Origin of the sequence: Ramlibacter sp., from assembly GCF_035627355.1 — a bacterium.
GTDB lineage: Bacteria > Pseudomonadota > Gammaproteobacteria > Burkholderiales > Burkholderiaceae_C > Ramlibacter.
The window spans coordinates 1-20,872 of the sequence record NZ_DASPLW010000061.1 but is presented as its reverse complement, the minus strand read 5'-3'; the positions used below and the strand labels follow the sequence as shown (position 1 = coordinate 20,872).

Here is a 20,872-nt window from a genome sequence, read left to right as displayed (position 1 = left end):
ACGGCTGAGCCCGGGTGCTATATTCAATCGAAGGGGTATCAGTGGGCGCTTCCTTCAACGAACAATTCGACCAGCACGCCGCATGGCGGCGTGACTTCGCGCTGCGGCTGAAGCTGCTGGCCGAGTGGCTGCGGGACCATGACCTGCTGGACGCCGCCGTCGAGGAACGCCTGCGCCGGCTCGAGACGCAGATGCGGTCCGACAAGGTCATGGTGGCCTTCGTCGCCGAGTTCTCGCGCGGCAAGTCCGAGCTGATCAACGCCATCTTCTTCGCCGGCTACAAGCGCCGCATCATGCCGGCCAGCGCGGGCCGCACGACCATGTGCCCGACCGAGCTGGGCTACGACAGCGAGGTGCCGCCCTGCCTGCGCCTGCTGCCCATAGAGACGCGGCTGCAGCCGCAGCCCCTGATGGAGTGGCGCGGAGCCCCCGAGAAGTGGACCCGCGTCGACCTGGACGTGAACGACCCGGCGCAACTCGCGCAGGCCTTCGAGAAGGTCGCCGAGGTGCGGCACGTCAGCAAGGACGAAGCCCGCGCGCTCGGCTTCTGGCACGACGACACGCCCGACGACAACCCGATGGAGAGCCCGGACGGCCGGGTCGAGGTGCCGCGCTGGCGCCATGCGCTGATCAACATCGCCCACCCGCTGCTGCGGCAGGGGCTGGTGATCCTCGACACCCCGGGACTCAACGCCATCGGCGCCGAACCGGAACTCACGGTGAACCTCATTCCGCAGGCGCACGCGGTGGTGTTCATCCTGGCGGCCGACACCGGCGTCACCAAGTCCGACCTGGCGATCTGGCGCGAACACCTGCTGCCCGAGGGCGAGGACATGCACGCCCGGCTGGTCGTGCTGAACAAGATCGACACGCTCTGGGATTCTCTGAGCACCCCGCAGCAGGTGCAGGCCCAGATCCACCGGCAGCGCGCCACCTCGGCCGAGATCCTCGGCCTGCCGGCCGAGCAGGTCATCCCCGTTTCCGCGCAGAAGGCGCTGGTCGCCAAGGTCGAGGACGACGCGAGCCTGCTGGCCACCAGCGGCCTGCCGGTGCTGGAGCACGCGCTCGGCGAGGGCATGATGGGCCAGCGCCAAGCGATCCTGCGTGCCGCCGTCGCTGCCAGCATCGGCGAACTGCGCGCCGAAGCCGGCCGGGCGCTGAACATCCGCCGCCGCGACCTGGCCGAGCAGGTGCTGGAGCTCAAGGGCCTGCGCGGCAAGAACGCCTCGGTGATCCGCCACATGCGCTCGCGCATCGAGCAGGAGCAGCGCGATTTCGACGTCAGCGGCGCCCGCATCCATGCCGTGCGGTCGGTGCACCTGAAGCTGCTGCGCGACGTGTTCGACCTGCTGGGCACTGCGGCGATGAAGGAGCAGATGGCGCAACTCACCGACGGGCTGCGCCAGAAGGGCATCAAGCTGGGCGTCAAGCGCGCCTATGCGCAGACCTTCGACCGGCTGCGCGAGGGCCTGCGCAAGGCCCAGGGCATCAGCGACGAGATCCAGTCGATGCTGACCGGCACCTTCCGGCAGCTCAATGCCGAATACGGGTTCTCGCTGCAGCCGCCCAAGGAGCCCGACCTGGCCCGCTACCAGCGCGACCTGGACCTGGTCGAGCGCGGGCACCAGCACTACCTGGGCGTGGGCCACGCGCTGCGACTGGCCCAGCCCGAGTTCGCCGACCGGCTGGTGCGTGCGCTGGCCACCCGCTTGCGGGCGGTCTACGAAGCGGCACTGGGCGAAGTCGAACTGTGGAACAAGGCCGCCGCGGCCCAGCTCGACGCGCAGCTGCGTGAGCGGCGCCGCAACTTCAGCCGCCGGCTGGAGGCGATCGAGCGCATCCAGCAGGCTGCCTCCGGGCTGGACGATCGCATCGCCGAGATCGAGGCGCAGGACCAAGCCCTCGATGCGATCGACGCCAAGCTGCTCGAGTTGACTCGGCATCTGGAAGTCGCGCCGGCGAAGGCCCCGGCCGAACCCCCGCAACTGCAACAGGCATGACCGAGCCGCACGGCGGCATCTCCGGCCTGGTCGTGCGCTGGCAGCGGCGGCATGGCCGGCAGTCCCTGCCCTGGCAGGGCACGCGCGATCCCTATCGCGTCTGGCTGTCCGAGGTCATGCTGCAGCAGACCCAGGTCAGCACGGTGCTCCCGTACTACGAGCGCTTCCTGCAGCGATTTCCGCAGGTGGCCGACCTGGCTGCTGCCGACGCCGACGAGGTGCTGGCGCTCTGGAGCGGCCTGGGCTATTACAGCCGCGCGCGCAACATGCACCGCTGTGCCCAGCTGGTCGTGAACGCGCACGGCGGCCGCTTCCCGCAGAGCGCGGCGGCCCTGGAGGAACTGCCCGGCATAGGCCGCTCGACCGCGGCGGCGATCGCCGCCTTCTGCTGGGGTGAGCGCGCCGCCATCCTCGACGGCAACGTCAAGCGAGTGCTGGCCCGGGTACTGGCCTTCGGCGACGATCTCTCGCAGGCCGGCGCCGTGCGGGAACTGTGGCAGCGCGCCGAAGGACTGCTGCCCGCCAAGCCCGCGGACATGCCGGCCTACACCCAGGGCTTGATGGACCTGGGGGCCACGGTCTGCCTGGCCCGGCGGCCGTCGTGCCCGGCCTGCCCGCTACAAGACGTGTGCGCCGCTGCGCGCGAGCAGGCTCCCGAGCGCTACCCGGTCAGGAGCCGGCGCACGCGGCGCAGTTCGCAATCGCTCTGGCTGCTGCAGGCCCGCGCGCGCGACGGTTCGGTCTGGCTGGAAAAGCGGCCCCCGGCCGGCGTGTGGGGCGGCCTGTACTGCCTGCCCGTCTTCGATTCGCGCGAGGAACTCGCGTGCGCGGTGCCGTTGGCGGCCCGTCGCCGTCTGGCCGACCGGCCACCGTTCCTGCACGTGCTGACCCACCGCGACCTGCACCTGCATCCGGTGGCCGTGGAGTTGCCCCTGGCAGCCCTGGGCGGCCGCACGGGCGAATGGTTCGCGGGAGAGGAATGGCCCTCGCTGGGCCTGCCCGCGCCGGTGCGCAGCCTGCTCTCGCAGGCCTAGCGGCGGCGCATCGCCGGCCTCAGGGCCGCTCCAGTTCGCGGTGCCGCTTCAGCGTGGTCCAGTGCTGGCCGAACGCCGCCGCCAGTCGCTCGACCAGGTACACCGAGCGGTGCTGCCCACCGGTGCAGCCGATGGCGACCGTGACGTAGCTGCGGTGGTCCTGCGCCAGCGGCTCCAGCCACTGCTCGAGGAACCCCGAGATGGACGCGTACATGCGCTCCAGCTCCGGCTGCTGCTGCAGGAACTCGGCCACCGGCGCATCCAGGCCGGTGAGGTCGCGCAGCTCCGGCTCGTAGTGCGGGTTGGGCAGCATGCGCACGTCGAACACGTAGTCGGCGTCCACCGGGATGCCGCGCTTGAACGCGAACGACTGGAACACCAGCGTGAGCTGGCTGGGCGGCGCCGCCAGCAGGGCCTTGACCTGCGCCTGCAGGTGGGCCGGCCGGATCGTGCTGCTGTCGATCACGTGGGACTGCTCGCGCAGGTCGCCCAGCAGTTCGCGCTCCACCTCGATGGCCTCGACCAGCGCGCGCCGGCGCACCAGCGGGTCGGCCGGCTCGGACGCGACCTGGCTGGACAGCGGGTGCCGGCGGCGCGTCTCGGAAAAGCGCCGCACCAGCGTGTCGGTGGTGGAGTCCAGGAACAGGGAGCGGACGTTCACGCCGCCGCGGCGCAGCTCGTCCAGCTGCTGCGGCACCAGCGGCAGCGAGGTGGCGCTGCGCACGTCGATGGCAATGCCCACGCGCTGCTGGTGCTTTTTGGCCTGCTCGAGGGCCACGAAGGACTGGAGCAGCTCGGGCGGCAGGTTGTCCACGCAGTAGTAGCCGGCGTCCTCCAGCGCGCGCAGGGCCACCGTCTTGCCCGACCCGGACATGCCCGTGATGAGGACCAGCTCCAGGCTCATGGCTGGCTGCCCAGCATTTCCTTGGCGTGCGCCAGGGTGGTGCCCGAGAGCCGCTCGCCGCCCAGCATGCGCGCGACCTCCGCGACCCGCTGCTCGCCTTGCACCGCGGCGACGTCGCTGGTGGTGCCAGCCTCGTCGCTGCGCTTGGCGACGACCAGGTGGTGGTCGGCGCAGGCCGCGACCTGCGGCAGGTGCGTCACCGCCAGCACCTGCCGGTCGCGTCCGAGCTGCTTCATGAGCCGGCCCACGGTCTCGGCCACGGCGCCGCCCACGCCGGCATCCACCTCGTCGAAGATCAGCGTCCCGGCCGTGCCCAGCCGGCTGGTGGTGACGGCGATCGCCAGCGCGATGCGCGAGAGCTCGCCGCCCGAAGCGACCTTGCCGACCGGCCGCGGCGTGGCGCCGGGGTGGCCCGCGACGAGGAAACCCACCTCGTCCAGGCCGGATGCGGAAGGCTGCGCCAAGGGCTGCACGGCGACCTGGAAACGGCCGCCCTGCATGCCCAGGCCCTGCATGGCCTGGGTGATCGCCTGGGCGAGCTTGGGTGCCGCCTTAAAGCGGGCCTTGGACAGTGCCGTCGCCGCGGCCTGGTAGCTGCGGGCGTGTTCCCGCTCGGTGGCTTCCAGTGCCGCCAGGTCGGCCGCCTGGTCCAGCCGCGCCAGCTCGGACTTCCAGCCTCCGAGCAAGGCGGGCAGCTCCGCCGGCCCGCGCTTGTAGCGGCGCGCGAGCGACAGCCACAGCGACATTCGCTCGTCCAGCTGCGCCAGCCGCTCCGGGTCCAGGTCGGTCCGGCGCTGCCAGGCGTGCAGCGAATGCGCGGCGTCCTCGGCCTGGGCCAGTGCGGAGGACAGGACTTCGGCCAGCGGCTCGAACTGGGGCTCGAGGTGCTGCTGCGCCTGCAGCAGCGAGAGCGCCTGCGACAGCCGGCTGGTCGCGCCGTCGCCTTCGCCGTCCAGGGCCTGCAGCGCGCCGCTCGCGGCATCGAGCAGGGCCTGCGCGTGCGACAGCCGGGTGTGGTCGGCGTTCAGCTCCTCCCACTCGTCCGCGCCCGGCGCGAGCTTGTCGACTTCGCCGATCTGCCACGTCAGCCGCTCGCGTTCGCGGTGCAGCGTGTCCTGCGCCTCGCGCGCCTGCGCGAGCGCCTTCTGGGCCGCGCGCCACTGCTGCCAGGACTGCAGCACCGGCGCATCCGACACCCCGGCATAGGCGTCCAGCAATCCGCGCACGGCATCGGGACGCGTGAGGCTTTGCCAGGCATGCTGGCCATGGATGTCCACCAGCTGCTCGCCGGCTTCGCGCAACTGGGTGGCGGTGGCCGGGCTGCCGTTGATCCAGGCCCGGCTCTTGCCCTGGGCGTCCACGGTGCGGCGCAGCAGCAGGCTGTCGCCCGGTTCGAACCCGGCCTCGTCCAGCCAGGCCCGCAGCCCGGGCGCAAGGTCGAATTCGGCCGTGACCTCCGCGCGCGACGCGCCCTCGCGGACCACGCCGGCATCGGCCCGGGCGCCCAGCGCCAGCTGCAGGGCGTCGACCAGGATGGACTTGCCGGCGCCGGTTTCGCCGGTCAGCACGGTGAACCCCGTGCCCAGCTCCAGTTCGAGCTCGCGCACGATCACGAAATCGCGCAGTGCGATGCGCCGCAGGCTCACGATCCGCCCTCGTTCCAGTGCAACTTCTTGCGAAGCGTGTCGTAGTAGCTCCAGCCGCGCGGGTGCAGGAAGCGCACCTGGTGCTGCGACCGCCGGACCATCACCCGGTCGCCGTGCAGCAGCGAGGCCAGCGACTGCATGTCGAAGTTGGCGCTGGCGTCGCGGCCGGCGACCAGCTCGATGGCGATCTCCACCGAATCGGGAATGACGATCGGCCGGTTGGACAGCGTGTGCGGCGCGATCGGGACCAGCGCGAACGCCGGGTTCCCGGGGTGCAGCATGGGACCGCCTGCGGACAGGGCATAGGCGGTGGAGCCGGTCGGCGTGGCAATGATCAGGCCGTCGGCGCGCTGGCTGGCGACGAAGTGGCCGTCGACCTCGATGCGCAGTTCCACCATGCCGGAGGTGGCGCCGCGGTTGACCACCACGTCGTTCATCGCCTGCGCCTTGAACACGCAATGGCCGTCGCGGATCACCTGGGCCAGCATCAGGCTGCGGCGGTCTTCCTCGAATTCGCCGCGCAGCATGGGGCCCAGAACGGCCCGGTAACTGTCGAGCCGGATGTCGGTGATGAACCCCAGCCGGCCCTGGTTGATGCCGATCAGCGGCACGCCGTGGCGGGCCAGTTGCCGGCCTATGCCCAGCATGGTGCCGTCACCGCCGACCACCAGGCCCAGGTCGCACTGGGTGCCGATGGCGGGCACGTCCAGCACCGTGTAGCCGGCCAGTCCGCAGGCGGTGGCGGTGTCGTGTTCGACCGCCACGTCGCAGCCCTCGTCCGCGAGGTAGTTGGCGATGTCCTCCAGCGCGGCGCGGTTGCCCGCCGCCGCCGCCCCGCCCGCCGCGGCGTGGTATTTGCCGATCAGGGCGACGCGGTGGAACATGGGCTTCATCGGCGCAGATTAAACCATCGGGGCAGGCCCCGAGAAAGCGCCTGCGCACGGGCTTGCCCCTCCGGATTCCTTAGAATGGCCGCGAGGCCTTGCACCATGCTCGATGACCGTGCCAAGTTGTTGCTGAAAGCGCTGGTCGAGCGCTACATCGCCGAGGGGCAGCCGGTGGGATCCCGCACCCTCTCGCGCGCCTCGGGGCTGGAGCTGTCGCCGGCGACCATCCGCAACGTGATGTCGGACCTGGAGCAACTGGGCCTGATCGCCAGCCCCCATACCTCCGCCGGTCGCGTGCCCACCGCCAGGGGCTATCGCCTCTTCGTGGACACCATGATGACGGTGCAGCGCGAGCAGTTCGCCGCGCCCAGCCTGCCGGCCGACCAGCCGCAACGGGTGATCGCCAACGCCGCGCAGCTGCTGTCCAACCTGTCGCACTTCGTGGGCGTGGTGGTCGCACCGCGGCGCGCGTCGGTGTTCCGCCACATCGAGTTCCTGCGCCTGTCCGAGCGCCGCTACCTGGTGATCATCGTCTCGCCCGACGGCGACGTGCAGAACCGCGTGGTGTTCACCGACACGGACTACACGCAGCAGCAGCTGGTGGAGGCCGCCAACTTCCTCAATGCGCACTACGCGGGGCTGACGATCGAGCAGGTGCGCGAGCGCCTGAAGAACGAGGTCGAGCAGCTGCGCGGCGAGATCGTGAAGCTGATGCGCACGGCCGTGGACGCCAGCTCCGACGCCTTCGAGCAGGCCCAGGACGAAGTGGTGATCTCCGGCGAGCGCAACCTGCTGGAGGTGTCGGACTTCTCCAGCGACATGTCGAACCTGCGCAAGGCCTTCGAGCTGTTCGAGCAGAAGACCCAGCTGATGCGCCTGCTGGAGATCTCCAGCCAGGCCGAGGGCGTGCGCATCTACATCGGCGGCGAGAGCAAGGTCGTGCCCATCGAGGAGCTGTCGGTCGTCAGCGCGCCCTACGAGGTGGACGGCCAGGTGGTCGGCACCCTGGGCGTGATCGGCCCCACCCGCATGCCCTACGACCGCATGATCCAGATCGTGGACATCACCGCCCGGCTGGTCAGCAACGCGCTGAGCCACAACAAGGGCATGGAGCGGGGCTGATCCGCACGGCCGGTCCGGCGGGCTACCTACAATCTCCCCACGGTCGGGGCGTTAGCTCAGTTGGTCAGAGCAGGGGACTCATAATCCCTTGGTCGCTGGTTCGAGCCCAGCACGCCCTACCAAGCCGAAAATGGAGCAGGTCCGCTACCTGCTATACTCGCCGGCTTCGCGGCTGTAGCTCAGTTGGATAGAGTACTTGGCTACGAACCAAGGGGTCGTGGGTTCGAATCCTGCCAGCCGCGCCAATCAAATCGACGGGTCAGCTCTCACAAGGGGCTGGCCCGTTGTGCTTTTTGGCGCCTGCCACTCCCGCCCCGCCCCCGATGCGCCGGACCTCACCGGGTGCTGGCGGGATGGAAGATCGCCCTGTCGGCGATCAGAATGGCGCCTCGCTTCCCACCGCAAGGTCGCTACATGAACCGGATCAACGCCGTCACCTTTGCCGCCGTCCTCGCAGCCAGCCTTCCCGCTGCCGCCCAGCATCACGGCACGGGTCACGGGAAGCCAGCCGAACACGCGACGGCGGCGTCTCCCTACGTCGGCCAGGAGAAACGCGAAATCAAGGCCATGTCCGAGCAGGAGCAGCGCGGCTGGCTGGAGGGCCAGGGCATGGGACTGGCCCGAGCTGCCGAACTCAACGGCTACCCCGGCCCCATGCATACACTGGAACTCGCCGACTCGATCGGCCTGTCGCCCGCGCAGCTTGCAGCTAGCCGTGAGTTGATGCAGCGGCACAAGGCCGAGGCCCGCGCCTTGGGCGTCCGTCTGGTGGAGACCGAGCGCCAGCTCGATGCCGCTTTTCGCGAAAAGCGGGCGAACGACACCGACGTGGAGCGCCTGACCGCCGAGATCGCGCAGATCCAGGGGAGCATCCGCGCCTCGCACCTGCGGACACACCTCGCCCAGCAACGGCTGCTCTCGGCCGAGCAAGTCAGCGCGTACAACCGCCTGCGCGGCTACACGCAATAGGCAGCCGCAGCGCCCTTCGTGTTGCAGGAGCAGGCCGCCGGCCCCAGGATCCAGTGCCTGCTGATTACGGCAGGCGGGGCAAGGTGCTCACCGCGAGCTCATGTAGAAGGCCGCTGCGCCACAGGCGCCGTCCAGGCGCAGGGCGGACGAGGAGCGGCACGGCGAGCCGCCGCTTTCCAGCAACAGGAGAACGACCGCTGCGATGACGGCCGCCACGAGCGCAGGCGGGTACTTCATGGCGGGGATTGCAGTCGCATCGACCCGCCGGCGCATGGTCGGATTGTCCCGAATGGGGTGGGCGATTCATCCCGCTCTCCTGAGGACTCCTGGTGGCTTGAGCCTGCAGCGGGGCAGCCGCGCCTCCCACGCGCCAGTCGGCCTGCAGCGCTTTTCATTCCTGTCGAGTAGCCTGAGTCCTACGTCATCAGCGCCACGCGGCTGACACAGCAATAACGGGCGCCGTCCCTACAGTGGCGCTGCCCATGCAAACATTCCTTACGTCTTGTAAGCGGGTCGCGCCTCCCGGCAGGGCCGTGGCGCCCCTTCGACGACCCCACGGTGGGCAAGCAGCGGGAGAGCAGCCGTGATGGAGTTGCTGTCGCGCGCCGAGCAGGTGGTGCGACGCGTGCGCTCGGCGTACCCGGCCGGGACCGAACCGGGGCGGGCCCTGTCGCCCGAGCAAATGGCGATGCTGTGCGCCACTCCATTGCTGCCGGCCGACGAGCCGCAGCGGCTGGTCGAGCTGCGCGAGCTCGGCATCCTGGACGCCGGACCCGACGAGGACATGGACGGCCTGGTGCAACTGGCGGCCGAGGTGTGCGGCACGCCGATGGCAGCCCTGTCCCTGGTCGACGCGTCGCGCCAGCGGTACAAGTCCCGGCTCGGGATCCCGGTGGCCGAGGTCGAGCGCAGTGCCGGCTTCTGTTCCCGTGCGGTGCTCGCAACGGAGACTCTCCTCGAAGTGCCGGACGCGGCGGCCGCCCCCTGGTTCGATCCCTTCCTGCATGGGCCCGGATCGCGGCCGGTGCGGTTCTATGCCGGGGTGCCGCTGCGCACCCGCGAAGGCAGCGCCATCGGCACGCTGTGCGTGATGGACGAGGTGCCACGCCGGCTGGCGGCGCCGCAGCGGCAGGCGTTGGAGCGGCTGGGCCGGGCCGTGTGCTCGCAACTGGTGCTGCGCCGGCAGTTGCGCGTGGCCACGCAAACCGATCGGTTGACCGGCTTGCCCAATTGGCTGCACTTCGAGGCCCAGTTCGAATCGGCCCGGCCGCGGCAGGGCGTGGTCTGCTTAGTGCGGCTCAAGGCGCTCAGCCAGATCAGCGCCGCCCATGGGTTCCGGTTGGCCGATGCGCTGGTGCAGGAGATGGCCATCCGGCTGCGGGAGCTGGCCGACGAGGGCGCCTTCCTGGGCCGGATCAAACGCGGCCTGTTCCTGCTGTTCTTCCCCGACATGGAGCCCGATGCCTTCACGCGGCTGCTGGCACCCGGCGTGGCCGAGCGGCTGCAGGCACCCTGCACGGTGAACGAACTGACCCTGGTGTGCCCCGTGCACCTGGGCTTTGCGGCCTACCCGCGCGACGGCGCCACGCTCGACGACGTCGTCAACGCTGCCGACAACGCGCTGCAGCTGGCCATCGAGCGCGACGAGCCGGCGGCCTTCTTCGACCGCTTCGTCGACACCGCCGCCAGCACGCACTACCGGCTGGAGCCGCAGCTGCGCTCGGCCCTGGCCCACGACGAGTTCGTCAACCACTACCAGCCCAAGATCGACCTGGCCACCGGCCGGATCGTCGGGGTGGAGGCGCTGGTTCGCTGGATCCATCCCCAGCGCGGACTGGTGCCGCCTTCGGAGTTCGTGCCGGCGCTGGAGGCGACCGGGCTGATCCGCGACGTCGGCCGGTACATCCTCGAGCGTGCCGCGACCGACTGGAAGCGGTGGCGCGACGCCGGCCTGCAGGCCCCGCGCATTGCCGTCAACGTCGCTGCCGCCCAGCTGCGCGACACGGGCTTCGTGCAGCACCTGCGCGGCGCGCTCGAGCAGCTCGGTGGCGATGCCTCGGCGCTGGGCATCGAGGTGACGGAAAGCGTGCTGATCGGCAACATGGAGCGCGCCGTCGAGGTGCTCAGCCAGGTGCGTGCGCTGGGGCTGCCGGTTGCGATCGACGACTTCGGCACCGGCTATTCGTCGCTCGCGTACCTGGTGACCCTGCCCGTCGACGAGGTGAAGATCGATCGCTCCTTCGTCGGCAAGATCGCCACCGATGCCGCGTACCGGGGGCTGGTGGGCACCTGCGTCAGCCTGGCGCGCCATCTCAGCCTGAAGGTGGTGGCCGAGGGGGTGGAGACCGAAGCGCAGGCGCGCGAACTGCTCGCGCTGCGTTGCGACCAGGCCCAGGGCTACCTGTACAGCCCGCCGGTGCCGGCCGTCGAACTCGCCCGCATCCTGGCCCCCCGTGAGCTCCGGGTCTGAGCCGCTAGGGGTGCGACGGCTGGAGAGCCTCCGCCCGCGCACATTGCCGCGCACAGTAGTCCACCAGGGCGTCGATCTCGGTGGACTTGTCGAAGACGGCGTCCACGCCGACCTGGGCACAACGCTTGCGCACGGCGGCGTTCACGTAGTTGCTGAAGACCACCACCTTGCGCAGCGGTTGCCGGCCCGACAGGCGCGTGACCAGTCGCAAGCCGCTGCCGGCCTTCAGGAAGAGGTCCACGATGGCCAGGTCCCAGGCATGGCCCTCGTCGGCGAGCCAGTCGTGCGCATCGTCCTCGACGCCCGCGCTGCCCACCACCCGCACGCAGGTGAGCTCTTCCAGCGCCACCACGAGGTTGTCGCGGCTGGTGGCGTTGTCCTCGACGACGAAGGTCCTGATTTCCACGGCGTGCGTCAGTCCGTAAGAGGGCGTATCAGAAGTTACCCACTCTATGCGCGCCGCCGCTGGCGCGACTGCGCCGCGGGCGCGAGCTGGGGTAGGACTGGGCCTACCGGCAGGTGCCGGACAGCCGTTAACATGGCAGGTTCCTCCGGTTCCTGCAATGCCTCGTTGCGACTCCGATCCATGCGCCTGACCGAATCGGCGCCGCAGGCCAGCGCGGTGCACATGCTGGAGCGAGCCGCATGCATAGGCGTGTGGCGGCTCCAGCCGGCCACCGGCGGCCAGCTGTCCTGGTCGCAGCAGCTGGCCGCGATCCACGGCCAGCCGGACGGCTATGCACCCCCCGCCGACGATGCCTGCCGCCACTACGCGCCGGACTACCGTCCGCGCATGGAACAGCTGCTGAGGGCCTGCGCGGAGGAGGGCGCGCCTTTCGACGAGGAAGCGCAGATCGTGCTGCCCGACGGCCGTCGCGCCTGGGTGCGATCGCTGGGCGAAGCGGTGCGTGACGAGGACGGCCACATCGTGGCCGCCCAGGGAGCGGTGCAGGAGATCGCGCCGCGCGGCCTGCGCCCGGGGACGCTGCTGCGCATGGGCGCAGCCCTGGGCAGCGGCGAAGCCTTCGTGACGGTCGACGCCGATGGCCAGTACAGCTTCCTGAACGAACATGCCGAGCGGCTGCTGGGTGCGCCCACCCAGCAGCTGCTGGGCCGCCGCTTCTGGAACTCGTTCCAGAAGACGGTCCGGCTGCGGCTGGAGGAGCAGTTCCGCAGCGCCTGCTCGCGCGGGGTGAAGCTCGAGTTCGAGGAGCTCGATGCGCGCCTGTCGCACTGGTTCGAGGTGCGTGGGTTCCCGTTCGGCGGCGGGATGGCGCTGCACCTGCGCGACGTCACCAGCCGCCGCAAGGCGCAGGAGCAGCTCCGGCTGCTGGAAGGCAGCATCGCGCGGCTCAACGACGTGGTCATCATCACCGAGGCCGGCCCGTTCAGCGAACCCGGGCCGCGCATCGTGTTCGTCAACGATGCGTTCGAGCGGCGCACCGGCTACACGCGCGACGAGGTGATCGGGCGCTCGCCGCGGCTGCTGCAGGGCCCCAACACGCAGCGCGCCTCGCTCGACCGCATCCGCGCCGCCATGGAGGAGTGGCGACCGGCGCGCGTCGACCTGGTCAACTACAAGAAGAACGGCGAGCCGTTCTGGGTGGACCTGGACGTCTCGCCGGTCTGGGACCGCGAACGCAAGCTCACCCACTGGGTGGCCGTCGGCCGCGACGTCACCGAGCGCAAGCTGGCGGAGGAGAAGATCCAGCACCTGGCCTTCTACGACCCGCTCACCAAGCTGCCCAACCGCCAGCTGCTGATGGACCGGCTCCATGCCGCGCTGAACGATCCGGCCCGGCCGCGCGAAGGCGCGCTCATGTTCATCGACCTGGACAACTTCAAGGTGCTCAACGACACGCTGGGCCACCAGAAGGGCGACCTGCTGCTGCAGCTGGTGGCGGAGCGGCTGCGCTCCTGCGTGGCCAAGGGCGACACGGTGGCCCGGCTGGGCGGCGACGAGTTCGTGATCCTGCTGGAGAACCGCGGCGACAAGCCGTTGGACCCGGCCAAGGGTGCGCACGCGGTAGCCGACCGCATCCTGGCGGCGCTGGGCGAGCCCTATGTGCTGCCGGGCTACCTGCACCACAGCACCTGCAGCATCGGCGTGACGCTGTTCAGCCGCAGCGACCGCACCGTCAGCGAGCTGCTCAAGCAGGCCGACCTGGCGATGTACCAGGCCAAGAGCTCGGGCCGCAACACGGTTTGCTTCTTCGATCCGGAGATGCAGGCAGTGGTCAGCGCCCATGCGGCGCTGGCCGCCGACATGCGGCAGGCCTGGCGCGAGAACCAGTTCCGCATCGACTACCAGCCGCAGGTGGACGTGGAGGGCCGCATGATCGGCGTGGAGGCGCTCTTGCGCTGGCACCACCCGCAGCGCGGGGTGGTCCCGCCCGACCAGTTCATCCCGGCGGCGGAGGAGACCGCGCTCATCATCCCGATCGGGCGCTGGGTGCTGGACCAGGCCTGCGCGCAGATCGCGGCCTGGGAGCAGCGGTCGGACCGGGCGCACCTGAGCATCGCCGTGAACGTGAGCGTGCGCCAGTTCCGCCACCCGGAGTTCGTCGACGAGGTGATGCAGGCCATCGAGCAGTCCGGCATCCAGCCGCACAAGCTCAAGCTCGAACTCACCGAAAGCCTGCTGGCCGACGGCATCGACGTGACCATCGCCAAGATGGGCAGCCTCAAGGAGATGGGCGTCGCGCTGTCGCTGGACGACTTCGGGATCGGCTATTCCTCGCTGTCCTACCTCAAGCGCCTGCCTCTGGACCAGCTCAAGATCGACCGCGAATTCGTCAAGGACATCCTGACCGACGCCAACGACGCCGCCATCGCCCGCACGGTGATCGGACTGGCGCACAGCCTGAACCTGGACGTGATCGCCGAGGGCGTGGAAACGCCCGAGCAGCGCGACTTCCTGGCGCGGCAGGGCTGCCTCTCGTACCAGGGCTACCTGTTCTCCCGGCCGCTGCCCATTGCCGAGCTGGAGGCGTTCATGGACCGCCTGGCCTCGGCCGAAGCCACGCCGGCTTGATCATCGGAATCGGCAACGGCAACGGCAGAGCTCCGCCGTGCGTGCGCTCCGGTCTTCCTGCCTGGTGGATCAGAGCGGCGCGATCTGCAGCGGCGTGGTCGCCACCATGCGGGGCACCCGCATGACGATCTGGTCCTGGGTGCGGAACAGCTCCACCCCCTCGGCCAACGCCAGCGCCTGGACGTCCGCCCACTCCAGCGTGCGGTAGTTGGGCTCGGACGCGATGGCGTCCAGCAGCGACGCTTCCTCCTGCGGGCGGGGCGCGCAGCGGACGGTGATCACCGCGAAGCCCGGCGAAATGTCGGCGGTGACGCTCAGTTCGGAGGGGCCACCGGCCGCATCCGCCAGCGACAGCAGCGAGGCGGCGACCAGGTGCCGCAGGACCACCCGCGAGGCCTCGAATTCGGTCTCCGGAACCAGGTTGGAGAGGATGCAGCCGCGGAAATTGAAGCCGCTGCGCAGCAGGGCCACGCATTCGTCGACCCCCTCGCGCAGGCGCACGCTCTCGTCCTCCGATGGCGCGATCCAGGCGGCGACCTTCAGGCAGGTCATCACCGCATCGCGCGCCAGCCGGTTGACCTTGGACACGCTGCGCTCGAGTTCGGCCGGCGGGGGCATGCCCTTTTCCAGCCGGGCATTGAGGACCTCGGCCATCATGGCCACGGCCTGCAGGTTGACCACCATGTCGTGCTTGAGCGCGGGGGCGAGCCGGCGCAGCACGCCATAGCGGGCCGATTCGGCGCTGGTGCGCGGTCGCCGGGCCGGCGCCGGCTGGGCGGCAGCCGTGTTGGCGGCGGCGGCTGCGGCGGTGGGCGCCTGCGTGGCTAGGCTCATGGGAACGGTACTCCGTGGCGGGGGCGGGGTGTCGCTGGGGCCTGCTTCATCGGGACCGATTGTTGGCAGCGGGGCCGTTTTCCCCCGTCAGGCGAAGCCCGCGCACCCTGTAGGAGAGAGCCTGCGTTGCGTTTGGCAGTGCTTCGCCGCGCCACGGTGCCGGGCTATCCTTCCGGCCATGAGCAAGGCGTTCACGCGCGAAGCCGACAGCGTCGAGGACGAGGACGGCGACGCGCTGCCCCCGCTGCCGCCCGGCGGCCGCAACTACATCACGCCACAGGGCTATGCGCGCCTGAGGTCGGAACTGCTGCACCTGATCGACGAAGAGCGGCCGCAGGTGGTGGAGGTCGTGCACTGGGCCGCGAGCAACGGCGACCGCTCTGAGAACGGCGACTACCTGTACGGCAAGAAGCGCCTGCGCGAGATCGACCGCCGGATCCGATTCCTGACCAAGCGGCTGGAGATCGCGGAGGTGACCGACCCGTCGCTGCACCATGGCCGCACCCAGGTCTTCTTCGGCGCCACCGTCACCTATGCGGAACCCTCGGGGACCGAGCGCACCATCACCATCCTGGGCATCGACGAGGCCGACAGCGCCAGCGGGCAGGTGAGCTGGATCTCGCCGATCGCCCGCGCGCTGCTCAAGGCGAACGAAGGCGACGTGGTGAAGCTGGTCACCCCGGCGGGGCCGCAGGAGATCGAGGTGCTGGAAGTGCGCTATCCGGCGCCGGCCGAGGCCTCAGGCGCCTGACAGGCCGGCGCGCATGCGCTGCGCGCGCATCACCGAGGGCGTGCGCTTGAGCGTGCGCATCACCGCATCGAGGTGGGCGCGGTCGCGCACCGCCACCAGGAAGCGCAGGTCGGTGGCGTCCTGGTCGCGCTGGTCGTCCATGTCCACGTGGGTGATGTCGGCCTCCACGCTGGCCAGCGCCGAGGCCACGCGGGCCAGCACGCCCTTGCTGTTGGCCACCGTGACCAGGATCGCGGTCTCGAACGGGCGCACCGGCTCCTCGGACCAGTCCACGCCGATGAAGCGCTCCGCGTCCTTGTGCTGCAGTCGCCGCGCCACCGCGCAGTCCTCCAGGTGCACCACCAGGCCTTCGCCCCGGCCCAGGTAGCCGACGATCGCGTCGCCGGGCACCGGCCGGCAGCAGGCCGCGAACTGCACCGAGGCGTTCTCGCTGCCATCGAGGACCACGCTGCCCTGCGAGACGTTCTCGTGCGCCGTGTAGCGCTCGCGCGTGATCAGCAGCGCGTCGGGCTTCTCGCCCAGCTCCGCCATCAGCGTCATCAGGCGCTTGGCCACGATGCCGGCGATGCGCTTGCCCAGGCCCAGATCGGTCAGCAGTTCGGCCCGGCTCTTGCTGCCGGTGAAGCGCAGCAGCTTGTCCCAGATCGCCCGGTGGGCCTCGTCGTCGGCCGGCAGCCGCTCGATGCCTTCGGCGCGCAGGGCCTGGGTGAGCAGTTTCTCGCCCAGTTCCTGCGATTCGGCCTGCGCCAGCGTCTTGAGGTGGTGGCGGATCTTGGAGCGGGCGCGGCCCGTGCGCACGAATCCCAGCCAGGCCGGGTTGGGCGTGGACACCGGCGCGGTCACCACCTCCACCACGTCGCCGTTGTTCAGCTCGGTGCGCAGCGGCACCTGCACCCCATTGATCTTGGCCGCCACCGTGTGGTCGCCCACGTCGCTGTGGATGGCGTAGGCGAAGTCCACCACCGTGGCGCCGCGCGGCATGGCCAGGATCTGGCTGCGGGGCGTGAACACGTAGACCGCGTCCGGGAACAGGTCGATCTTGACGTGGTCCCAGAATTCTGCGGCGTCGCGCGTCTCGTGCTGGATGTCCAGCAGCGACTGCAGCCACTTGGTGCCCAGCCGGTCGGAGGCGTCGCCGTCCGGGTGGCTGGCCTTGTACAGCCAGTGCGCGGCCACGCCGGACTCGGCCACCACGTGCATGGCCTCGGTGCGCATCTGGAACTCCACGTTCACGCCCGAGGGGCCGACCAGCGTGGTGTGCAGGGACTGGTAGCCGTTGACCTTGGGGATCGCCAGGTGGTCCTTGAAGCGCCCCGGCACGGGCTTGTACATCTGGTGAAGGATGCCCAGTGCGGTGTAGCAGTCGGTCACTGTGGGCACGATCACGCGGAAGCCGTAGATGTCCGTCACCTGCGCGAACGACAGGTGCTTCTCGTCCATCTTGCGGTAGATCGAGTAGATCGTCTTCTCGCGGCCGGCGATGCTCACCTTCATGCCGGCCTGCTCGAACGCCGACTCCACCTCGCGCTGCACCTTCTGGATCAGGTCGCGGCGGCGGCTGCGGGCCTTGGCCACCGCCTTGACCAGCACCTTGTGCCGCCACGGCATCAGGTAGCGGAAGGCCAGTTCCTGCAGCTCGCGGTAGGTGAGGTTCAGGCCCAGGCGATGGGCGATGGGCGCGTAGATGTCCAGCGTCTCGCGCGAGATGCGGCCCCACTTGTCGCGCGGCACGTCGTCCAGAGTGCGCATGTTGTGGGTGCGGTCGGCCAGCTTGATCAGGATGACGCGCACGTCGCGCGCCATGGCCAGCAGCATCTTGCGGAAGGACTCGGCCTGGCTTTCCTCGCGGGTGTTGAACTGCAGCTTGTCCAGCTTGGTCAGCCCGTCCACCAGCTCGGCCACCGCGACCCCGAAGCGTTCGACCAGCTGCACCTTGGTGACGCCGCAGTCCTCGATCGCGTCGTGCAGCAGCGCGGCCATCAGGGCCTGGGCATCGAGCTTCCACTCGGCGCACTGGACCGCCACGGCGATGGGGTGGGTGATGTAGGGCTCGCCGCTGGCGCGGATCTGGCCCAGGTGGGCCTCGTCGGCGAAGCGGTAGGCCTGCCGCACCAGCTCGATGTCGGCCGGCTCCAGGTAGCCGAGGCGGTCCGTGAGCGCCGCGAAGCTGGCGGCCGCGGCGTTCGCGGCCGCCGGGCTCGGCAGCGCCGCCCGCGCGCGCTGGCCCTTGCCCGCGGAGGGGAGCACGGCACTCATGCCATCGATGTTAGCCGGTGCTCGCCCCCACTGCGCCCGGAACGAAAAAAAGCACCGCCGAGGCGGTGCTTTTTGCGGCGGCGTTCCCGGGAAGTCGGGGCCCCGGCGAACTGGATGCCCGCGTGCGCGGGGATGCCTGGCTTCTCTGCGCTCAGCCGGGCACTTTCTTGAGCATCTCCAGGCCGACCTTGCCGTCGGCGATCTCGCGCAGGGCGGTGACGCCCGGCTTGTTCTTGCTCTCGATCCGGGGGGCGTGGCCCTGGCTGAGCATGCGGGCCCGGTAGGTGGCCGCCAGCACCAGCTGGAAGCGGTTGGGGATCTTCTCCAGGCAATCTTCGACGGTGATGCGGGCCATGGTCTCTCGCGGTGTCAGGGGATGTTGAGGGCCTTGAAGGTCTCGGCCCGGGCCCGGCGCTGGGCGGAATACTTCAGCCGCTGGGCGTGAACGATGGCTTTGAGGTCGAACAGCGCTCGTTCGAAAAGCTCGTTGATTATAACGAAGTCGAATTCCGGGGCCTTGGCCATCTCGTCGGCCGCATTGCGCAGGCGCAGCTCGATGACCTCGGCCGAATCCTCGCCGCGCCGCTCCAGGCGCGAGCGCAACTCCTCCCAGCTCGGAGGCAGCACGAACACCAGCACCGCGTTGGCGAAGATGCGCTTGATCTGCAGGGCGCCCTGGTAGTCGATCTCCAGGATCACGTCGGCGCCCTGGGCGATGCGCTCCTCGATGGCCTTCTTGGAGGTGCCGTAGCGCCGGCCGTGGACGAACGCCCACTCCACGAAGGTGTCGGCCAGCACCATGGCATCGAACTCCTGCTCGGAGACGAAGTAGTACTCGCGCCCGTGCTTCTCCTGGCCGCGCGGGGGCCGGGTGGTGTGCGAGACCGAGGGCTGGACCTGGGAGTCCAGTTCCAGCAAGGCCTTGACCAGGCTGGACTTGCCGGCCCCGCTGGGTGCGGCGACGACGAACAGGTTGCCGGGGTAGTCCATCGGGAGGTGCCTATTCGATGTTCTGGACCTGCTCGCGCATCTGTTCGATCAGGACCTTCATGTCCACCGAGATGCGCGTCAGCTCCAGGGCCGCCGACTTGGAGCCCAGCGTATTGGCTTCGCGGTGCAGTTCCTGGATCAGGAAGTCCAGGCGCTTGCCGATCTCGCCGCCCTTGGTGATCAGGCGCTCGATCTCGTCGAGGTGGGCCGCGAGCCGGGTCAGTTCCTCGGCCACGTCGATGCGGATCGCGAACGCGGTCGCCTCGGTCAGCGCCCGGTCCTGTGCCGCTTCGGGGGTGGCCGTGCCGTCGGCCAGGCCCATTGCCTCGTTCCAGCGCTCCAGGAAACGGGCGCGCTGCTGTTCGACCAGCTGCGGGACCAGGGGCCGGGCCTGCTCCGCCAGCGCGCGCAGCTGCTGCAGGTGCCCGAGCAGCATGGTGGCCAGGCGCGTGCCTTCGCGCTCGCGCGCGGCGACCAGGTCGTCGATCGCCTGGCGGGCCAGGGCCTGCAGCGCGGGGCCGAGGTCGGCGTGCGGCGCTTCCTCGGAGGCGCCCAGGCGCAGCACGTCGGCCACGCTCAGGGCCGGCGCCTCCGGCAGCCAGGAGCGGACGCTGTCCTGCAGGGCGCTGAGCCGCTGCAGCAGGCGCGCCGTGGGTTCGCGTACCGCGTCGGCCTGGGTCGATTCCAGCCCGGCGCGCAGTTCGACCTTGCCCCGCTTGAGGCGGCCTTGCAGCAGTTCGCGCAGGGCGGGCTCGTGCTGGCGCAGGTCCTCGGACAGGCGCAGCGAGAGATCGAGGAAGCGGCTGTTGACGGACCGGATCTCCAGCCCGAGGCGTCCCTGCACCGAGGCCCTGGCATCCTGGCCGGACGCGGCTACGCCGGTGGACAGGCTTTGCTGCCCGCTGGCATATCCGGTCATGCTGTAGACTGCCATCGACTCTTGGGGGCTGTTGCGGGATAGCGAGGATAACGGGGCTGAACTGCTGGCCCTAGACTGGAAATTATGTCAAAGGTCAAGCCGGCGCCGCTTCCCCCGGACACCGTCATCGGGGGTTACCGCGTGGTGCGCAAGCTGTCGGCCGGCGGTTTCGGGGTGGTCTACCTCGCCGTCGACAGCGAAGGCCAGCAGGTCGCCATCAAGGAATACCTCCCCGCATCGCTCGCCACCCGCGCACCCGGCGAGCTGCTGCCGCAGGTGCAGCCCGAAAAGCTCTCCCTGTACCGCCTGGGCCTCAAGAGCTTCTTCGAGGAAGGCCGCTCGCTGGCGCAGATCTCGCACGCCTCGGTGGTCAGCGTGCTCAACTTCTTCCGCGAGAACGAGACCGTCTACATGGTGATGAACTACCTGGAGGGCGCGACCCTGCAGGACTTCATCATCACCGCGCGCGAACTGAAGAAGCAGAAGGTGTTCCGCGAGTCCACCATCCGCTCGCTGTTCGACGAGATCCTGCGCGGGCTGCGCATCGTGCACCAGCACAAGATGCTGCACCTGGACATCAAGCCGGCCAACGTCTTCATCACGAACGACAACAAGGCCGTGCTGCTGGACTTCGGCGCCGCGCGCGAAGTGCTCAGCAAGGAAGGCAACTTCATCCGGCCGATGTACACGCCGGGCTTCGCACCGCCGGAACTGTATTCCAAGACCGGGGCGCTCGGGCCGTGGTCGGACATCTACAGCATCGGCGCGTCGATGTACGCCTGCATGACGGGCAAACCGCCGCAGCCGGCCGACCAGCGCCAGGCCGACGACCAGATGGGGCAGCGCTACGCCGAACTGGCCGAAACCTACCCGGCAAGCCTGGTCAATATGGTGCGCGCCTGCCTTGAGCTCGATCCGCTCAAGCGGCCGCCCAGCCTGTTCGCGCTGCAGAAAGAACTGTCCGGGCCACCGCCGGCCGAACCGGCAGCGCCGGTCGGCGCGCTGCAGCGGATCGCCAAGGTGTTTTCCGGCTTCGGCCGAAAGGCAGGGTAAGTC

The 20,872-nt window shown here is 69.9% G+C and carries 18 protein-coding genes and 2 tRNA genes; 10 read left to right on the top strand and 10 right to left on the bottom strand.

The genetic code is table 11. The annotated features are described in order from the left end of the window. Nucleotides 1-41 precede the first annotated feature (41 nt). Together VEC03_RS14515 and mutY are read left to right on the top strand one after the other, a co-directional pair. Complete coding sequence (locus tag VEC03_RS14515; RefSeq protein ID WP_324916411.1) at nt 42-2,000, top strand: dynamin family protein; 1,959 nt, start codon at nt 42-44, stop codon at nt 1,998-2,000. Beyond that, nucleotides 1,997-3,034: an A/G-specific adenine glycosylase gene (gene mutY, locus VEC03_RS14510; protein WP_324916408.1), complete on the top strand. Its 1,038-nt coding sequence runs from the start codon at nt 1,997-1,999 to the stop codon at nt 3,032-3,034. The genes VEC03_RS14515 and mutY overlap by 4 nt, the downstream gene beginning before the upstream one ends. A 19-nt stretch (nt 3,035-3,053) precedes the next feature. Here mutY and rapZ read toward each other — a convergent pair whose 3' ends face one another. From rapZ to VEC03_RS14495, 3 genes are read right to left on the bottom strand one after another with little or no spacing between them, the layout of a single operon-like run. Further along, the gene (rapZ, locus tag VEC03_RS14505; RefSeq protein ID WP_324916405.1) at nt 3,054-3,938 is read right to left on the bottom strand and encodes an RNase adapter RapZ; all 885 of its coding nucleotides are present in this window, start codon (nt 3,936-3,938) and stop codon (nt 3,054-3,056) included. After that, on the bottom strand, nt 3,935-5,584 hold the full coding sequence (recN, locus tag VEC03_RS14500) for a DNA repair protein RecN (RefSeq protein ID WP_324916402.1): 1,650 nt from the start codon (nt 5,582-5,584) through the stop codon (nt 3,935-3,937). Before recN ends, rapZ begins: the two co-directional genes overlap by 4 nt. Continuing rightward, nucleotides 5,581-6,477 (bottom strand): NAD kinase, encoded by an 897-nt coding sequence (locus VEC03_RS14495; RefSeq protein ID WP_324916399.1) that lies wholly within the window; start codon nt 6,475-6,477, stop codon nt 5,581-5,583. Before VEC03_RS14495 ends, recN begins: the two co-directional genes overlap by 4 nt. Before the next feature lie 96 nt (nt 6,478-6,573). Between VEC03_RS14495 and hrcA the strand changes: the two genes are divergently transcribed. The 4 genes from hrcA to VEC03_RS14475 all read left to right on the top strand — a co-directional run bounded on the left by hrcA (nt 6,574) and on the right by VEC03_RS14475 (nt 8,562). Beyond that, nucleotides 6,574-7,593 (top strand): heat-inducible transcriptional repressor HrcA, encoded by a 1,020-nt coding sequence (gene hrcA, locus VEC03_RS14490; RefSeq protein WP_324916396.1) that lies wholly within the window; start codon nt 6,574-6,576, stop codon nt 7,591-7,593. 45 nt (nt 7,594-7,638) lie between these two features. Further along, nucleotides 7,639-7,715 (top strand) — tRNA-Ile (locus VEC03_RS14485). Between the two features lie 46 nt (nt 7,716-7,761). After that, nucleotides 7,762-7,838 (top strand) — tRNA-Arg (locus VEC03_RS14480). A gap of 169 nt (nt 7,839-8,007) precedes the next feature. Further along, the gene (locus VEC03_RS14475) at nt 8,008-8,562 is read left to right on the top strand and encodes a hypothetical protein (protein WP_324916393.1); all 555 of its coding nucleotides are present in this window, start codon (nt 8,008-8,010) and stop codon (nt 8,560-8,562) included. Between the two features lie 87 nt (nt 8,563-8,649). On the opposite strand, the gene VEC03_RS14470 is transcribed toward VEC03_RS14475, so the two are convergent. Then, a complete protein-coding gene (locus VEC03_RS14470; RefSeq protein ID WP_324916391.1) occupies nt 8,650-8,799 on the bottom strand; it encodes a hypothetical protein in 150 nt (49 codons plus the stop codon). Nucleotides 8,800-9,148: 349 nt separating this feature from the next. On the opposite strand from VEC03_RS14470, the gene VEC03_RS14465 reads away from it, so the two are divergent. Beyond that, nucleotides 9,149-11,032: a sensor domain-containing phosphodiesterase gene (locus VEC03_RS14465; protein ID WP_324916670.1), complete on the top strand. Its 1,884-nt coding sequence runs from the start codon at nt 9,149-9,151 to the stop codon at nt 11,030-11,032. A gap of 4 nt (nt 11,033-11,036) precedes the next feature. Here the strand turns inward: VEC03_RS14465 and VEC03_RS14460 are convergent, their stop codons facing one another. After that, nucleotides 11,037-11,438, bottom strand: a complete 402-nt coding sequence (locus VEC03_RS14460; RefSeq protein WP_324916388.1) for a response regulator — start codon at nt 11,436-11,438, stop codon at nt 11,037-11,039. Between the two features lie 180 nt (nt 11,439-11,618). Here VEC03_RS14460 and VEC03_RS14455 point away from each other — a divergent pair, with 180 nt between their 5' ends. Continuing rightward, a complete protein-coding gene (locus VEC03_RS14455) occupies nt 11,619-14,066 on the top strand; it encodes a bifunctional diguanylate cyclase/phosphodiesterase (RefSeq protein WP_324916385.1) in 2,448 nt (815 codons plus the stop codon). 69 nt (nt 14,067-14,135) lie between these two features. On the opposite strand, the gene VEC03_RS14450 is transcribed toward VEC03_RS14455, so the two are convergent. Then, nucleotides 14,136-14,900: a hypothetical protein gene (locus VEC03_RS14450; RefSeq protein ID WP_324916381.1), complete on the bottom strand. Its 765-nt coding sequence runs from the start codon at nt 14,898-14,900 to the stop codon at nt 14,136-14,138. 178 nt (nt 14,901-15,078) lie between these two features. Between VEC03_RS14450 and greB the strand changes: the two genes are divergently transcribed. Continuing rightward, nucleotides 15,079-15,651 (top strand): transcription elongation factor GreB, encoded by a 573-nt coding sequence (greB, locus tag VEC03_RS14445; protein ID WP_324916379.1) that lies wholly within the window; start codon nt 15,079-15,081, stop codon nt 15,649-15,651. On the opposite strand, the gene VEC03_RS14440 is transcribed toward greB, so the two are convergent. From VEC03_RS14440 to VEC03_RS14425, 4 genes are all read right to left on the bottom strand, one after another. After that, complete coding sequence (locus tag VEC03_RS14440; RefSeq protein WP_324916376.1) at nt 15,640-17,907, bottom strand: bifunctional (p)ppGpp synthetase/guanosine-3',5'-bis(diphosphate) 3'-pyrophosphohydrolase; 2,268 nt, start codon at nt 17,905-17,907, stop codon at nt 15,640-15,642. The two genes, greB and VEC03_RS14440, sit on opposite strands and share 12 nt — an antisense overlap. 151 nt (nt 17,908-18,058) lie before the next feature. Then, nucleotides 18,059-18,262, bottom strand: a complete 204-nt coding sequence (gene rpoZ / locus VEC03_RS14435) for a DNA-directed RNA polymerase subunit omega (RefSeq protein WP_324916373.1) — start codon at nt 18,260-18,262, stop codon at nt 18,059-18,061. A 14-nt stretch (nt 18,263-18,276) separates the two neighbouring features. Next, entirely contained in the window at nt 18,277-18,897 is a 621-nt protein-coding gene (gmk, locus tag VEC03_RS14430) for a guanylate kinase (protein ID WP_324916370.1), read from the bottom strand. A 10-nt stretch (nt 18,898-18,907) separates the two neighbouring features. Then, on the bottom strand, nt 18,908-19,831 hold the full coding sequence (locus VEC03_RS14425) for a YicC/YloC family endoribonuclease (RefSeq protein ID WP_324916366.1): 924 nt from the start codon (nt 19,829-19,831) through the stop codon (nt 18,908-18,910). A 69-nt stretch (nt 19,832-19,900) separates the two neighbouring features. Between VEC03_RS14425 and VEC03_RS14420 the strand changes: the two genes are divergently transcribed. Next, nucleotides 19,901-20,869, top strand: a complete 969-nt coding sequence (locus VEC03_RS14420; protein WP_324916363.1) for a serine/threonine-protein kinase — start codon at nt 19,901-19,903, stop codon at nt 20,867-20,869. Nucleotides 20,870-20,872: the final 3 nt, after the last annotated feature.

Excerpts from the sequence above, each read along its gene's own strand:
- mutY (WP_324916408.1), top strand. The coding sequence starts at position 1,997 with ATGACCGAGCCGCACGGCGGCATCTCCGGCCTGGTCGTGCGCTGGCAG.
- rapZ (WP_324916405.1), bottom strand. The coding sequence starts at position 3,938 with ATGAGCCTGGAGCTGGTCCTCATCACGGGCATGTCCGGGTCGGGCAAG.
- VEC03_RS14495 (WP_324916399.1), bottom strand. The coding sequence starts at position 6,477 with ATGAAGCCCATGTTCCACCGCGTCGCCCTGATCGGCAAATACCACGCC.
- hrcA (WP_324916396.1), top strand. The coding sequence starts at position 6,574 with ATGCTCGATGACCGTGCCAAGTTGTTGCTGAAAGCGCTGGTCGAGCGC.
- VEC03_RS14475 (WP_324916393.1), top strand. The coding sequence starts at position 8,008 with ATGAACCGGATCAACGCCGTCACCTTTGCCGCCGTCCTCGCAGCCAGC.
- VEC03_RS14470 (WP_324916391.1), bottom strand. The coding sequence starts at position 8,799 with ATGAAGTACCCGCCTGCGCTCGTGGCGGCCGTCATCGCAGCGGTCGTT.
- VEC03_RS14465 (WP_324916670.1), top strand. The coding sequence starts at position 9,149 with ATGGAGTTGCTGTCGCGCGCCGAGCAGGTGGTGCGACGCGTGCGCTCG.
- VEC03_RS14455 (WP_324916385.1), top strand. The coding sequence starts at position 11,619 with ATGCGCCTGACCGAATCGGCGCCGCAGGCCAGCGCGGTGCACATGCTG.
- VEC03_RS14450 (WP_324916381.1), bottom strand. The coding sequence starts at position 14,900 with ATGAGCCTAGCCACGCAGGCGCCCACCGCCGCAGCCGCCGCCGCCAAC.
- greB (WP_324916379.1), top strand. The coding sequence starts at position 15,079 with ATGAGCAAGGCGTTCACGCGCGAAGCCGACAGCGTCGAGGACGAGGAC.
- VEC03_RS14440 (WP_324916376.1), bottom strand. The coding sequence starts at position 17,907 with ATGAGTGCCGTGCTCCCCTCCGCGGGCAAGGGCCAGCGCGCGCGGGCG.
- rpoZ (WP_324916373.1), bottom strand. The coding sequence starts at position 18,262 with ATGGCCCGCATCACCGTCGAAGATTGCCTGGAGAAGATCCCCAACCGC.
- gmk (WP_324916370.1), bottom strand. The coding sequence starts at position 18,897 with ATGGACTACCCCGGCAACCTGTTCGTCGTCGCCGCACCCAGCGGGGCC.
- VEC03_RS14425 (WP_324916366.1), bottom strand. The coding sequence starts at position 19,831 with ATGGCAGTCTACAGCATGACCGGATATGCCAGCGGGCAGCAAAGCCTG.
- VEC03_RS14420 (WP_324916363.1), top strand. The coding sequence starts at position 19,901 with ATGTCAAAGGTCAAGCCGGCGCCGCTTCCCCCGGACACCGTCATCGGG.